Origin of the sequence: Breoghania sp. JC706, assembly GCF_037026715.1 — a bacterium.
Taxonomy (GTDB): Bacteria; Pseudomonadota; Alphaproteobacteria; order Rhizobiales; family Stappiaceae; genus Breoghania.
Genome location: NZ_JBANCG010000001.1, coordinates 81,967 through 95,177 on the forward strand (window position 1 = coordinate 81,967; position 13,211 = coordinate 95,177).

Annotated in this window: 14 protein-coding genes; 4 read left to right on the plus strand and 10 right to left on the minus strand. The window is 64.4% G+C overall.

Annotated elements, in window-relative coordinates:
* Positions 1-48: 48 nt before the first annotated feature.
* From ychF to lgt, 9 genes are all read right to left on the minus strand, one after another.
* The gene (gene ychF, locus V2L18_RS00395; RefSeq protein ID WP_336175665.1) at positions 49-1,146 is read right to left on the minus strand and encodes a redox-regulated ATPase YchF; all 1,098 of its coding nucleotides are present in this window, start codon (positions 1,144-1,146) and stop codon (positions 49-51) included.
* Between the two features lie 15 nt (positions 1,147-1,161).
* Complete coding sequence (gene pth / locus V2L18_RS00400) at positions 1,162-1,908, minus strand: aminoacyl-tRNA hydrolase (RefSeq protein ID WP_336175666.1); 747 nt, start codon at positions 1,906-1,908, stop codon at positions 1,162-1,164.
* A 132-nt stretch (positions 1,909-2,040) separates the two neighbouring features.
* Positions 2,041-2,667 carry a 50S ribosomal protein L25/general stress protein Ctc gene (locus tag V2L18_RS00405; RefSeq protein WP_336175667.1) on the minus strand — a complete coding sequence of 209 codons (627 nt, stop codon included), beginning with the start codon at positions 2,665-2,667 and terminating at the stop codon, positions 2,041-2,043.
* A 166-nt stretch (positions 2,668-2,833) separates the two neighbouring features.
* The gene (locus tag V2L18_RS00410) at positions 2,834-3,766 is read right to left on the minus strand and encodes a ribose-phosphate pyrophosphokinase (RefSeq protein ID WP_336175668.1); all 933 of its coding nucleotides are present in this window, start codon (positions 3,764-3,766) and stop codon (positions 2,834-2,836) included.
* Between the two features lie 296 nt (positions 3,767-4,062).
* Positions 4,063-4,602, minus strand: a complete 540-nt coding sequence (locus tag V2L18_RS00415; RefSeq protein ID WP_336175669.1) for a hypothetical protein — start codon at positions 4,600-4,602, stop codon at positions 4,063-4,065.
* Positions 4,603-4,797: 195 nt separating this feature from the next.
* The gene (locus V2L18_RS00420; protein ID WP_336175670.1) at positions 4,798-5,949 is read right to left on the minus strand and encodes a Xaa-Pro peptidase family protein; all 1,152 of its coding nucleotides are present in this window, start codon (positions 5,947-5,949) and stop codon (positions 4,798-4,800) included.
* A gap of 3 nt (positions 5,950-5,952) precedes the next feature.
* Complete coding sequence (gene pgeF / locus V2L18_RS00425; protein ID WP_336175671.1) at positions 5,953-6,723, minus strand: peptidoglycan editing factor PgeF; 771 nt, start codon at positions 6,721-6,723, stop codon at positions 5,953-5,955.
* A gap of 92 nt (positions 6,724-6,815) precedes the next feature.
* Positions 6,816-7,922: a class I SAM-dependent methyltransferase gene (locus tag V2L18_RS00430; protein WP_336175672.1), complete on the minus strand. Its 1,107-nt coding sequence runs from the start codon at positions 7,920-7,922 to the stop codon at positions 6,816-6,818.
* On the minus strand, positions 7,919-8,767 hold the full coding sequence (lgt, locus tag V2L18_RS00435; protein WP_336175674.1) for a prolipoprotein diacylglyceryl transferase: 849 nt from the start codon (positions 8,765-8,767) through the stop codon (positions 7,919-7,921). The genes V2L18_RS00430 and lgt overlap by 4 nt, the downstream gene beginning before the upstream one ends.
* A 311-nt stretch (positions 8,768-9,078) precedes the next feature.
* On the opposite strand from lgt, the gene V2L18_RS00440 reads away from it, so the two are divergent.
* From V2L18_RS00440 to V2L18_RS00455, 4 genes are all read left to right on the plus strand, one after another.
* Entirely contained in the window at positions 9,079-9,414 is a 336-nt protein-coding gene (locus tag V2L18_RS00440) for an accessory factor UbiK family protein (protein ID WP_336175676.1), read from the plus strand.
* A gap of 284 nt (positions 9,415-9,698) precedes the next feature.
* Complete coding sequence (locus V2L18_RS00445; protein ID WP_336175678.1) at positions 9,699-10,199, plus strand: YbjN domain-containing protein; 501 nt, start codon at positions 9,699-9,701, stop codon at positions 10,197-10,199.
* Positions 10,196-11,011 (plus strand): pyrroline-5-carboxylate reductase, encoded by an 816-nt coding sequence (proC, locus tag V2L18_RS00450; protein ID WP_336175679.1) that lies wholly within the window; start codon positions 10,196-10,198, stop codon positions 11,009-11,011. Before V2L18_RS00445 ends, proC begins: the two co-directional genes overlap by 4 nt.
* A gap of 75 nt (positions 11,012-11,086) precedes the next feature.
* A complete protein-coding gene (locus V2L18_RS00455) occupies positions 11,087-11,755 on the plus strand; it encodes a TetR/AcrR family transcriptional regulator (RefSeq protein ID WP_336175680.1) in 669 nt (222 codons plus the stop codon).
* Positions 11,756-11,807: 52 nt separating this feature from the next.
* Here the strand turns inward: V2L18_RS00455 and V2L18_RS00460 are convergent, their stop codons facing one another.
* Entirely contained in the window at positions 11,808-13,100 is a 1,293-nt protein-coding gene (locus V2L18_RS00460) for an ATP-binding protein (protein WP_336176362.1), read from the minus strand.
* Positions 13,101-13,211: the final 111 nt, after the last annotated feature.

A 13,211-nucleotide genomic window follows, 5' to 3' on the forward strand; every position in this document is an offset into this window, starting at 1 on the left:
TCCGGCTTGCGCGGACGAGCCGGTGCGTTTTCGAAAGCCCGCGCCTGCTCAGGTATTGAACTTGAACAGCATCACGTCGCCGTCATGGACGACGTACTCCTTGCCTTCGTCGCGCGCCTTGCCGGCTTCCTTGGCGCCCACCTCGCCCTTGCAGGCGATGTAGTCGTCATAGGCGATGGTCTGGGCACGGATGAATCCGCGTTCGAAGTCGGTGTGGATGACGCCCGCCGCGGCCGGAGCCTTGGTGCCTTGCGTGATCGTCCAGGCGCGCGTTTCCTTCGGGCCGGCCGTGAAGTAGGTGATCAGGCCCAGAAGGTCGTAGCCTGCGCGGATCAGGCGGTCGAGGCCGGGCTCTTCCAGCCCCATCGTTTCCATGTATTCGCGCGCTTCCTCGTCGTCGAGCTGGGCGATTTCCGCCTCGATGGCCGCGGAAATGATGACCGCGCCGGCCCCTTCGGCGTCCGCCTTGGCCTTCACCGCGTCGGAATAGGCATTGCCGGTCGCAGCCGATGCCTCATCGACATTGCAGACATAGAGAACAGGCTTGGAGGTCAGCAGGTTCAGCGCCTCGAAGGCGGGGCGGTCTTCCTTGGAGACCTCGAGCATGCGGGCGGGCTTGCCGTCGCGCAGCAGCTCCAGCACGGCATCCATCAGCGCGACCTGGGTCTTGGCTTCCTTCTCGCCGCTGTTCGCCTTCTTGCGCAGCGGCACGACACGGCGCTCCAGGCTTTCCAGATCCGAAAGCATCAGCTCGGTCTCAACCGTATCTGCGTCGGCCACCGGATCGATACGGCCCTCGACATGCGTGATGTCGCCATCATCGAAACAGCGCAGCACATGGGCGATGGCATCCACCTCGCGGATGTTGGCGAGGAACTGGTTGCCGAGGCCTTCGCCCTTGGAGGCACCGCGCACCAGACCGGCGATGTCGACGAACAGCAGCCGGGTCGGGATGATATTGGCGGAGCCTGCGATCTTCGCGATGGCGTTCATGCGCGGGTCGGGGACGGCAACATCGCCGGTGTTCGGCTCGATGGTGCAGAAGGGATAGTTGGCCGCCTGCGCCGCCGCCGTCTTGGTCAGCGCGTTGAACAGGGTGGACTTGCCCACATTCGGAAGCCCGACGATACCGCACTTGAAGCCCATCGTTGTCGTCTTTCTCTAATTGCTGTCCTTGGGGCCCAGCAGGCCCTTGAGCATCGCCGCGAGCGGGCCTTCCTTCGGCAGGTCCGGTTTCGCCTTCGGGCGCGCCTGGCGGATGTGGCTGCGTCCCGGGGCGCCCGATTTCGATCCCGGGCGGGCGGGGGAGGCGGGGCCTGCGTCCGCGGCGCCGTCCTTGCCGGTCACGGCCTTGTGGATGCGGTTCATGAACTCGCCGTCATTGCCCTTGACGAGGAGGTCCGCATTGTCCGCGACCGTGTCGAGCAGCGGATCCAGCCAGTCCTGATCGATCTTGGCGAAATCCCCCAGCACGTAGCCCGTGACATGCTCCTTGGAGCCGGGATGGCCGATGCCGAGGCGGACGCGGCGGTAGTCCTTGCCGATATGCGCGTCGATCGACTTGATGCCGTTGTGGCCCCCCGAGCCGCCCGCCACCTTTATCTTGACCTTGCCGGGCACGAGATCGAGCTCATCGTAGAGCACGGTAATATCGGAGGGCTCGAGTTTGAAGAAGCGCATGGCGGCACCGACTGCCTGCCCGCTCTCGTTCATGTAAGTCTGAGGTTTCAGCAGGATCACCTTCTCGTCGGCGATCGTGCCTTCGGAGGTTTCGGCCTGGAAACGCTTGCGCCACGGGGAGAAGGAGGAATGACGGCGGTGGATCGCGTCGACCGCCATGAAGCCGATGTTGTGGCGGTTCTTCTCGTATTTCGTTCCGGGATTGCCGAGCCCGACAATGACAAGCATGGCTGTCTCCCTGGATCGGTGGATGTCCGGTGCCGTCCGGCTGCAACGGGGCTGTCTGAAAACGGGAACGAGGGGCGGCGGGCCGCCCCTCGAAATGTGTTTTTCGTCGTCCGGGAAGAAGGGTGGAGAAGCCTATTCGGCTTCGGCGCCGCCTTCTTCACCTTCGCCTTCACCCTTCAGCTCTTCCTTGAGGCCGGCAGGTGCTGCGATGGTGGCGATCGTGAAATCGCGGTCGGTGATGGCCGGCGTCACGTTCGCCGGCAGCGTGACCAGCGAGATGTGCGCGGAATCGCCGAGGTCCAGGCCGGCGAGATCGACGACGATCGACTCCGGAATGGAGGTCGCCGGGCATTCCAGCTCGACCGTGTGGCGCACGACGTTGAGAACGCCGCCGCGCTTGATGCCGGGCGAGGTTTCTTCGTTGATGAAGTGCACCGGCACGTCAACCGTCAGGCGCGTGCTTTCGCTGATGCGCAGAAAATCGACGTGGACCAGAAAGTCGCGGACCGGATCCAGCTGGTAGTCGCGCGCCAGGACGCGTTCCTGCTTGCCGTCGACGTTGATCGTGGCGATCTGCGTCAGGAAACCGCCGGCGTGCAGCTTCAGCGTCGTTTCCTTGGAGTTGATCGCGATCGGAAGGGGATCCTTGTTTCCGCCGTAGATCACGGCCGGAATCTTACCGTCGCGGCGAAGTGCCCGTGCGGACCCCTTTCCCACACGCTCGCGCAACGTGGCCTCAAGCTCATAGGTGTGAGCCATGGCTCGTCTCCTCAAGTGGTTCTGTCAAGAAAAAGAGGCCGATCGATCGGCCTCCGTTCCGCGCTTCCTCCAGGGGGGTAGGCGCGTGGCCGCTGCTATACAGGAGCGCGGCCGAAAGGGCAAGCATCCGCCGGTTCTGTCCCCGCGGATGCTTCTCGCCGGTCGATCAGTTGAATAGGCTCGACACCGACTTCTCCAGCGCGGTGCGGTTGACGGCTTCGCCCATCAGTGGGGCGATGGAGATGACGCGGATGTTCGGGGCCGATTCCACAGCCGCCGTCGGCTCGATGGAATTGGTGATGACCAGTTCCTTCAGCCGGGAGGCGGCGACGCGGGCAACCGCTCCGCCGGAAAGAACGCCGTGGGTGATATAGGCGGTGACCGAGGTCGCGCCCTTGGCGAGCAAAGCGTCCGCGGCGTTGCACAGGGTGCCGCCGGAATCGACGATGTCGTCGACGAGGATGCAGTCGCGGCCGGCGACGTCACCGATGATGTTCATGACTTCCGACTCGCCCGGCCGCTCGCGGCGCTTGTCGACGATGGCGAGCGGCGCGTCGATGCGCTTGGCCAGCGCGCGCGCGCGAACCACGCCGCCGACGTCCGGGGAAACCACCATCAGGTTGCCCTGCACGTAGCGCTCCTTGATGTCGCGGGTCATCACGGGAGCCGCGAACAGGTTGTCCGTCGGGATGTCGAAGAAGCCCTGGATCTGGCCGGCGTGGAGATCGAGGGTCAGGACGCGGTCGGCGCCGGCGTGCGTGATCAGGTTGGAGACGAGCTTGGCGGAGATCGGGGTGCGGGGACCGGGCTTGCGATCCTGGCGGGCGTAGCCGAAATAGGGCAGCACCGCCGTGATGCGGCGCGCGGAGGAGCGGCGCAGCGCATCGATGAGGATCAGAAGTTCCATCAGATGATCGTTGGCCGGATAGCTTGTCGACTGCAGAATGAACACATCCTCGCCGCGCATGTTTTCCTGGATCTCGATGAAGATCTCCTGGTCGGCAAAGCGCCTCACCTGGCACTGCGCCAGCGGGACGTCGAGATAGCCGGAAATCTCTTCCGCCAGTGCCCGGTTGGAGTTGCCCGCGACGAGTTTCATTGCTCGCGTTCCTTCTTGTTGCGCAGATACGAGGTCCAGGGCGCCTGTAGTCGGTCAGGCGTCAAATACGAATAGGGTTCCGAGCGGCATGCACTCGGACGGATCGGGGTCGACGGTCCGGCGTCGGTCCGGATGAGGTCGGGCGGCGGCGTTTTAGCAACGCGCAGGCGCCGCGACAACTGCCGGATGGCCGTTCGCGGCGGATTCTGAATGAGCGAGCGCCATATCCCGGTGCGGACGCCCTGCAACGCGTTTCGGCAAACGCGGCCAGCGCCTCGTCAGTCGCAGGCCTTCCGTCAGTCGGGCGCTCTCGTGAGCCAGGATTGCAGCGCCATGACCGTGCGCTTGGCAATCAGGTCGAGGGCATCGCCTTCGACGCCGGTCCACGGATCGCCGCTGGTCTTGCTGGAGGTTTCCTGGCCGGAGAAGCGGTGGAGCCGATTGCCGTTGGCGTCGTAGACGTCGAAAACGTATATGATCGTCGAAGAGGAATTGTCGCCAACCGCCGAGAGGTGACCCTTGACCCGGTATGTCGCCGGGGCGCCGATGCGGCGCACGATCGTCAGCCCCTGTGCCTTGGCTTCTTCCCCGATGCGGCGGGAAAGCGAATCGGCCGTGTTGCCGGGAACGCCGACGAAGGGCTCAAACGCAAAGGTCGCCTGGCTTGCCGGCACCGAAGGGGCCGGAGGCCGGCTCGTCTGCGATGCGCTGTTGCCGGGAGCAGGTCCGTCGCCGACGAGCGCCGGCGGGACGGTGCCGCTACATCCGGCGAGCGCCAGAAAACCGGCAAACAGCGCCGCAGCGCGCAGGGACGGAAAGAAACGTCGCTCGGTCATACCAGCTCGCAGCCTGTCGTGTGTCGGTCCTGTCGCCATCTTCTCGAATGTGCCGCCCGGCGTTCGCCGAGCCCACACGCCCTGGCGCCCTTGATGGCAGGAAACGGTTGAGCAACCGTTTCCCATCACCCGGACCGATCCTCTTGGTGGGTCTGCTCTAGCCGGATTTGGGGAAGGAATCCAGCCAAGGCTTCTCTATCGCACCACAAGATCGCGGGAGAGCTCGGAAAGCGGGCGCGGCTCGGCCTCGCTCGTCAGGTAGGTGCAGCCCAGCGTCATGGCGGTGTTCGTTTCCGAATCCATCAGGATCATGTGTGCAAACAGCACCATATTGGGCTCGATCCCGACCTTGTTGCCCCGGTAGAACATCGGCCAGTCCATCCAGGACGGTGCGAACCGTGCGCCGAGCGAATAGCCGCAGGCGTTAAGTCGGTGAGGCATCAGGTTTCGGCGGTCCATCTCGCCGGCATGGGCATCGAAAACGTCGCCGAAGGTGTTGCCTGGCCGCATGACCTCTTCCACAGCCGCAAGCGCGGCGGTGGCCGCCTCGTGCAGCTCGATGTGGCGCGGGGTCGCCTCGCCGGTCAGCACGGTGCGCATCAGCGCGACGTGGTAATGGCGATAGACGCCGGCGAATTCCAGCGTGAGCTGGTCCTTCGCGCCGAGTTGCCGGCGGCCGCTCTTGTAGCGGCAAAGGAGGGCATCCATGCCGGAGCCGATGATGAACTCGTTTCCGGGATAGTCGCCGCCGCCGGCCAGAACCGCGCCCTGCATGGCGGCCAGAATACGGCCTTCGTCGGCGCCGGCCCTGATTTCAGCCTCGCCCGCCCGGTAGGCCTCGTCTGCGAGTTCGGCCGCTTTGCGGACATAGGCGATCTCCGCCGGGCTCTTGACGACGCGCCGACGGGGAATGAGGTCGGAGGCGTCCTGGAGTTCGGCGAAAGAGCGCAAAGCCTCGTCGAGCAGTCGCGAATTGCGGCCCGACAGGCCATGTGTGTCGTATTCGACGCCCAGCTGCGAGCCCAGCAGATCCAGATCGAACAGCAGGTCCTTCAACTGACCGATGGGCGAGCCTTCGCCGCGATCCACCCAGATACGGATGTCCTCGATGATCGAGGTGTGGTGCGCCTGCCGGAGATCCGGCGCGCGGGTAAAGAGCACATAGCTTCCGTCCTTCTTCAGGATCAGGCACTGGAAGAAACAGAAGCCGAACGTGTCGTAGCCTGTCAGCCAGAAGTGACTTTCGGGCGCGAACAGCAGCATGGCATCGAGCTTGCGATCCTTCATGTCGGCGAGCACCTTCTGGAGGCGTTCATCGAATTCGCTTCGCTCGAAATGCAGTGCCATTGTCTAGTCCTCCCGAATGCAGATCGCGGATATCTGGCGGCCGTAATCACCTTCTCCACGATGGGTCATGCGGCGGTAGGAAAAGAAATTTTCTTCTTCTCCATAGGTGCAGCGGCCAAGCGATGAAGCTCGCGCGATGCCTGCGCGCCCGAGCCGGTCGACGATATAGGCCGGCAGGTCGAATTGGGCGTGGCCGGGCTTGTCGTTCGGCTTGAAATAGATGGCATTGCCCTCGTGATCCTCGCGGAACCGCTCGACGAACTCGGCGCTGACTTCGTAAGCAGCCGCCGAAATGGTGGGGCCGAGGACGGCGATGATGCGGTCGCGTTCCGCATTGAGCGCCACCATCGCCTCGATGGTCGCTTCCAGCACGCCGGTCAGGGCGCCGCGCCATCCGGCATGGGCTGCTCCGACGACGCGTGCCTCGGGATCGGCAAACAGCACAGGCCCGCAATCGGCGGTGGCGATGCCAAGCAGAATGCCGGGTTCGTCGGTGACCATCGCATCCGCCTTCGGTCCCTCGCCGGGTGCCCAGGGCTCGCGCACGGTCACGGCATCGGCGGAATGGTGCTGGTAGAGGCTGACGAGCCGGTCCGGTGCGAGCTCGAAGGATCTCGCTATTCGGCTGCGGTTTTCCTGAACGCGGGAGCGTTCGTCATCGGAGCCAAGGCCGATGTTGAGGCTCGCGTAAACGCCCTCGGAAACCCCGCCATTGCGGGTGAAAAAGCCGTGTCCGATGCCTGGCAAGGCGGCAAGATCGGTTGCGGAAATCATCGATGGCCTCTCGATTATCGAAAAAACCGCGGCCCGCGATCCTGCTGCGCAAGGCGGGCACTGTCAAACGCCGCGGTTGTGGAAGGAAGGTATCAGCCCGGAAAGGGGCGCGGGGCGGGGCAGCGGGAGGAAAACGCCAGCACCTTGAACAGGGTTCCCATCTGATCCGGTGCCGCAAGCCGCTCGACGTCGTCGCGGATGCGCTCCTGAACCGCGACGTCCTTTCCCGAGCCGAGGCTGCCGGCGCGTTCCAGCAGGCCGAGTGCGACGAGGAAATCCCCCTGGGTCATCGGTCCGTGGATTGCCGCGCCCTCCTCGCGCGCCGCACGTGCCAAGGCCTCGAAGTTCACATGGGCGGTGATGTCCGCCTCGCCCGGATTGGCGAACGGATCGGCGAAGGCATGCCGTTCCAGGGCCTGAAGGGTGTCGCCGATCGCCGTGCGTTCGTAGCCGTAGTCGATCACCAGCGCCGCGCCGCCGTGGCGTGTCAGCCGGGCGGCGATATCGCCGGCGATCGCGTTGGCAACCGGCTGGGTTTCGAGGATTGCGCCGTCGCCGATGCCGCGCGCCTTCGGGTTCGCGATGTCTTCCGGCAGGCCGGCGGTGTCCAGCCGGGCCGGTCCGGCCGCGAACATGAGATCGCCGCTCCCGCGATCCAGACCGACCACGCGCTCGTGCCAGTTGCCGGAGGCAAGCACATACTGGCGGATCGGCAGGGCATCGAAGAATTCGTTGGCGACGAGGATGGTCGGGCCCTCCGGCACGCTTTCGAGGGTTTCGTGCCAGGTCCGCGGCAGGGGAGCTGCGGCAAGGGTTTGTTCCTGCGCGGATCTGAGGCGCGGGCTGGTTTCCACCAGATGCACATGCGCCGCCGCGCAGAAACCCGGGTCCAGGCGGGCGACCCGCAGCACGTCCGCCATCAGCGTGCCTCGTCCGGGCCCGAGTTCGACGAGGTTGAGCTTCTCCGGGCGGCCGAGACCGCTCCAGACCTCAAGGCACCAGGCGCCGATGAGTTCGCCGAACATCTGGCTGACTTCCGGCGCCGTGGTGAAATCGCCGGAGGTGCCGAACGGTTCGCGGCGCATGTAGTAGCCGTGTTGGGGGTCGGCGAGGCACAGGCCCATGTAGTCGGCGACGCTGATCGGTCCCGCCGTCTCGATCAGCGCCTTGATGCGGGTCTTCAGTGCGGTCTCGCTCACGCCTTGCGCCCCTTGTCGGTCTCGCCGCCGTTCGCGTGCTTGCGCACGGCCCAAACCATCAGAAACGCGCCCGCGACGATCATGGGCAGGGAGAGCTGCATGCCCATGGTGGTGCCGAAGGAGAGAAAGCCGATCTGCTCGTCCGGCATGCGGAAGCGCTCGCCGATGAGGCGGGCGATGCCGTATCCCGCCGCAAAGGCGCCGGCAATGAAGCCGGGCTTTCGCAGCATTTCGAAGCGATGGCTCAGGAGGCGCATGGCGAGAAACAGGACGACACCCTCAAGGGCTGCTTCGTAGAGCTGGCTCGGGTGGCGGGGAAGGGGGCCGCCCCCGGGAAAGACCATCGCCCAGGGAACATCGGTGACACGCCCCCAAAGCTCGCCATTGATGAAATTGGCGATACGGCCAAAGAAGAGGCCGATGGGGGCCGCCGTGCCGGCAAGATCGAACAGCGTGAGCATCGAAATGCGGCGCAGCCGCGCGAAGATCACCATCGCGAGCACGGTGCCGAGGAAGCCGCCGTGGAAGGACATGCCGCCCTGCCAGACATGAAAGATCTCGGCCGGATGCTCGGTGAAATAGGGCAGATTGTAGATGAGCACGTAGCCGAGCCGTCCGCCGAGGACGATGCCCAGCGTGGCCCAGAGGACGAAATCGTCAATATCGGCGGCCGAGGGACGCGGCGTTGCCTGCCAGAGCCGGTCGGTGCGCACCAGGCGTGTCATGTACCGCCACGCGAGCAGGATGCCGACGATATAGGCCAGCGCATACCAGCGGATCGCGAAGGGACCCAGTTCGATCAGGACGGGGTCGATGGCGGGGTAGGGAAGGACGAAAAGGGGCATCGGGCGTCATCTGCCTTGTGGCATCCGGGGCGAAGATCCGGCGGGAACCCGTCCGGTTTGCGCGGGACGTTGGTCATTCGGGGCGGCCTAGTCAAGACGGCTTGCCGTCGGTCGCATCCGGGAGATGTCTCCTGCCGCCCGGGGATATGGGGCTGTCTGCGGCGTGATGGATATGGGCCTGTTGCAGTGCGATGCAAACGGACTTACCTATTGCAGGAGGAATTAGGTCCGGCGCGCCCGATCCAGAGATCTCCGCCCGGAGATCCGGGTCCGAGGCCCGGACAGGATCGCCGATGGCCAAGGAGCCCGCCATGACCCAGTCCAACAATCGTCTGTTCGACGATTTCGCCAAGATGATGACGGATGCCGCAGGCGTCGCCCAGGGAATGCGGCGGGAGGTGGAGACGGCTTTCCGCGCCCAGGCCGAACGCTTCCTCGCCGATATGGATGTCGTTTCGCGCGAGGAATTCGAGGCCGTGAAGGAAATGGCCGCCCGCGCCCGCGATGACGCCGATGCGCTTTCCGCCCGCGTGGCCGCTCTGGAAGAGGCCCTATCAGTGGGCAAGACGGATGGCAAGCCGGCCGGCAAGGCTGCCAAGGCCGGCTCGAGCAGGCGTCCGGCAGACAAGGCGAGCGACGCTTCCTGAACGTCACTCCGGTTACGGCGGAGCTTCTCCACAAGTTATCCCGCGCACTTTCGAAATGAATGATTTCGTGGTGCGTCAATATCGATCTATACTGATTTAAAAGGTAGATTCGCAGATATAGTCGTACGAATGTCATAATTCGCACGTCGAAAGCGATGCGGGATCACCCGGAACGATTTCGATCTCCTTGATCGGGATCCTTCCAAACTCAGCCTGACTGGGCACTCAAGCCCGCTATGGCGGCACGAGCGGACCCTTTCAGACGCCAGGCGCGAGGACCGCTCATGAGCCTGATCGAAATCGAAGCCGACCGGCAATCCAATCCCGTCGACACAATCGAGCAGATCGCCGCAATCAATGATTGGGCGTTCGAGCGTTCCGGTGAAGACGAGATCACGATTTCCGTCGCAGCTCACTGGTGCGACTATCACGTCTCGTTCTCCTGGATGGAGGACGTTGAGGCCCTGCATCTGGCCTGCGCCTTCGATCTCAAGGTCGTGGAGGCGCGGCGCACGGAGGTGGTCCGGCTGCTCGCGCTCGTCAACGAACAGCTCTGGATGGGGCATTTCGATCTTTGGAACCGCGAAGGTGTTGTGATCTTCCGCCAGTCGCTGCTGCTTGCGGGCGGCGCGGAGGCGACTGCGGAGCAGATCGAGGGTCTTCTTACCAATGCACTTGAGTCCTGCGAACGCTACTACCAGGCGTTCCAGTTTGTTGTCTGGGCCGGCAAGAGCGCTGGTGAGGCGCTGGAGTCGGTCATGTTCGAGACTGTCGGCGAAGCATGAAACTTGAAAAATCCAGTCCGTTGCTTCTTGTCGGTGCCGGCAAGATGGGCGGCGCCATGCTTGCGGGATGGGTCGAGCAGGGCATCGACCCTGCCGCCATCGTCGTGTGCGATCCCCGGCCCTCCGAAGAAATGGCGGCGCTTCTTGCCGCCAAGGGTATCCGCCATGTCACGGCCGTGCCGGGCGATCTGACGCCGGCCGTTGTGCTCATCGCAGTCAAGCCGCAGATGATGGCGGAGGCGCTGGAGTCGCTGAAGCCGGTCGTCGGCACCGGGACACTCGTCGTCTCGATTGCCGCGGGCAAGACGATCGGGACATTCGAGGCGGCTTTCGGGGGCGTGCCCGTGGTGCGCGCCATGCCCAACACCCCGGCACAAGTTGGACGCGGCATGACGGCCGTCTTCGCCAATGCCGCCGTTTCCTCTGATCAGAAGCATCTCGTCGAGGACCTGCTGTCCGGCATCGGCGCGGTTGCCTGGCTCGACGACGAGGGCGAAATGGACGCGGTGACGGCCGTCTCCGGGTCCGGTCCGGCCTATGTCTTCCTTTTGGCAGAATGTCTGGCGGAAGCGGGACGCAAGGCAGGACTTTCTCCCGAACTTGCCGAAACGCTCGCGCGCCAGACCGTGGCGGGTGCCGGAGAGCTTCTCTACCGGTCCGATCTCGATGCGGCAACGCTGCGCAAGAACGTGACGTCTCCGGGCGGCACGACGGCGGCGGCGCTGTCGGTGCTGATGGCGGACGACGGCTTCCAGCCGCTGCTTGATGCTGCGGTCAAGGCAGCGGCGGATCGTTCGCGCGAACTCGGCTGATGCGGTGTTTCCGCCTCCACGGCTTTGAAAAGTCACGCTGCAGGCCTATCTCTCGCTAAACGGAGGTGACCTGCGATGACGACCGAAAAGACCCGCAAATCCATTCTCGATGCCTTCATGGGGCTTGTCGCTGAACGGTCGTGGCCGGACGTGACCATGGCGGCGGTGGCGGAGCGCGCCGGCGTCAAGCCCTCCGCCTTGCGCAAGGTCTATGATGGCCGCATGGCGATCCTCGCCGATTTCTATCGCCGTATCGATGCCGAAGTCCTGGATGGTACCGAAGCCGAACTGGCCGAGGAGCCGGCGCTGGACCGCCTGTTCGATGTGCTGATGCGCCGGCTCGATGCGCTGGAGCCGCACAAGCCCGCGCTTGAGGCGATCTATCGCGCCGCTCGCACCGATCCGGTCTTTGCCGCCGAACTCAATTCGCTTGCTTTGACCTCCCTGCGCTGGATGCTGACGGCCGCTGGCATCAATGCCGGCGGAGTGCGCGGGTTGGCGCTGACGCAAGCTCTTGTCGTGGCTTACATCAAGGTCATGCGGGTCTGGTTCAAGGACGAGGATCCGGGCAAGGCCCGCACAATGGCGGCGCTCGACCGCGAGTTGAAACGCGGATCGGATCTGCTTGATCGCCTCGATCGGGCGGAGCGCTGGTTTGCGCCGTTCAAGCGCGTCTTTGCCGACCGCCGTCGTCGGGGAGCGGATGTGCCGGACAACGGACCGGTGGCTGCGGCCGAGGTCTAGTCTTCGCGTTCGCGCTTCTCCCGCACTCCAAAAGGTTGCGCGTTTCCCACCGTCAATCCGGAATGCGCACCACAGCGCGCAGGCCGCCCAGCGGGCTGTCCTCCAGTACCAGATCGCCGCCATGACCGCGGGCGATGTCGCGGGCGATGGTCAGGCCCAGTCCCGTGCCCGTGGAATCGAGATTGCGGGCATCGTCGAAGCGGTGGAACGGGCGGAAGGCGTCTTCGCGATCTTCTGCCGGGATGCCGGGACCGTCGTCATCCACCGTGATCGTCAGCCAGCCACGCTCGTGCCGGCCGGATATCTCCACGCATTTGCCGTGCCGGGCTGCATTGGCGACGAGGTTGGTCAGACAGCGGCGGAAGGCGCTTGCCTTCACGCGCACGACCGGGGCGCCCCTGTAGCTGGAAGAGGCCTTGGCGCCGGCGGTTTCAGCATCTGCCTCCAGATCCTCCACCATCAGCGCAATGTCGATATCGGAGGGGATCTCGTCGCCGTCGCCTCGGGCGAAGGCGAGATAGGCCTCCAGCATCGAGTTCATCTCCTCGATGTCGCGTTTGAGCCCCTCGGTTTCCTCGTTGTCACCGATCAGCGCCAGTTCCAGCCGGAAACGGGTGAGGATGGTGCGCAGGTCGTGGCTGACGCCCGCAAGCATGATCGTGCGCTGCTCGATCTGGCGCTCGATGCGCCGGCTCATGCGTTGGAAGGCGGCGGATGCGCGCCGGACCTCTTCCGCGCCACGTGGCCTGAAGCCTTCGACCGGATGTCCCTTGCCGAAGCTTTCCATGGAATCGGCCAGTTTCTGGATCGGGCGGATCTGGTTGCGCAGGAACAACAGCGCCACACCAAGAAGGACCAACGACGTGGAGACCATCCAGACCAGGAAGATATGCGAATTCGATGCGTAGGTCTGGCTACGCCGCGTGATCACCCTGAGCACATTGTGCTTCATCTGGATGCGGATCTCGACGAATTGCGACTTGCCGACGGTATCGATCCAGAAGGGGCGGCCAATCTGCGTGCGGATTTCCTCGCTGAGCGCCCTGTCGAGCAGCGAGAAGAAGGGCTTCGGCCGCGGCGAGGGCAGGGGGGAGGGAGGCAACACCGAAATCGAGAGCTTCAGATCCTGGCTTGCGATGCGCGTGATCGTCTCGAAATCGGGGTCCTGCGGATAGGCCTCAATGACCGAGATGACTGAGGCGATCTCGCCGACGACCGCCTGCGAAAGTCGCCTGGTCACCGTTTCCCAGTGCTTCTGCATGAACAGGAACGCCATGAGGGACTGCAGCAGCAGCATCGGGATGACGATGATCAGGATCGTGCGGGGAAAGAGGCCTTTCGGCATGTGCCGGCGCAGCCACTGCGCGAAGATGCGGTAAAAACGGATCACGGGTGCCAGAATGTTCATGCGGCCAGCCGCGGCGGCCAGGGAGCTCAATCGCTGCGATAACTTCGT

Coding starts and splice junctions, on each gene's coding strand:
- pgeF (WP_336175671.1), bottom strand. CDS start 6,723: ATGATTTCCGCAACCGATCTTGCCGCCTTGCCAGGCATCGGACACGGC.
- V2L18_RS00415 (WP_336175669.1), bottom strand. CDS start 4,602: ATGACCGAGCGACGTTTCTTTCCGTCCCTGCGCGCTGCGGCGCTGTTT.
- ychF (WP_336175665.1), bottom strand. CDS start 1,146: ATGGGCTTCAAGTGCGGTATCGTCGGGCTTCCGAATGTGGGCAAGTCC.
- V2L18_RS00440 (WP_336175676.1), top strand. CDS start 9,079: ATGACCCAGTCCAACAATCGTCTGTTCGACGATTTCGCCAAGATGATG.
- V2L18_RS00420 (WP_336175670.1), bottom strand. CDS start 5,949: ATGGCACTGCATTTCGAGCGAAGCGAATTCGATGAACGCCTCCAGAAG.
- lgt (WP_336175674.1), bottom strand. CDS start 8,767: ATGCCCCTTTTCGTCCTTCCCTACCCCGCCATCGACCCCGTCCTGATC.
- V2L18_RS00445 (WP_336175678.1), top strand. CDS start 9,699: ATGAGCCTGATCGAAATCGAAGCCGACCGGCAATCCAATCCCGTCGAC.
- V2L18_RS00405 (WP_336175667.1), bottom strand. CDS start 2,667: ATGGCTCACACCTATGAGCTTGAGGCCACGTTGCGCGAGCGTGTGGGA.
- V2L18_RS00460 (WP_336176362.1), bottom strand. CDS start 13,100: ATGCCGAAAGGCCTCTTTCCCCGCACGATCCTGATCATCGTCATCCCG.
- pth (WP_336175666.1), bottom strand. CDS start 1,908: ATGCTTGTCATTGTCGGGCTCGGCAATCCCGGAACGAAATACGAGAAG.
- proC (WP_336175679.1), top strand. CDS start 10,196: ATGAAACTTGAAAAATCCAGTCCGTTGCTTCTTGTCGGTGCCGGCAAG.
- V2L18_RS00410 (WP_336175668.1), bottom strand. CDS start 3,766: ATGAAACTCGTCGCGGGCAACTCCAACCGGGCACTGGCGGAAGAGATT.
- V2L18_RS00455 (WP_336175680.1), top strand. CDS start 11,087: ATGACGACCGAAAAGACCCGCAAATCCATTCTCGATGCCTTCATGGGG.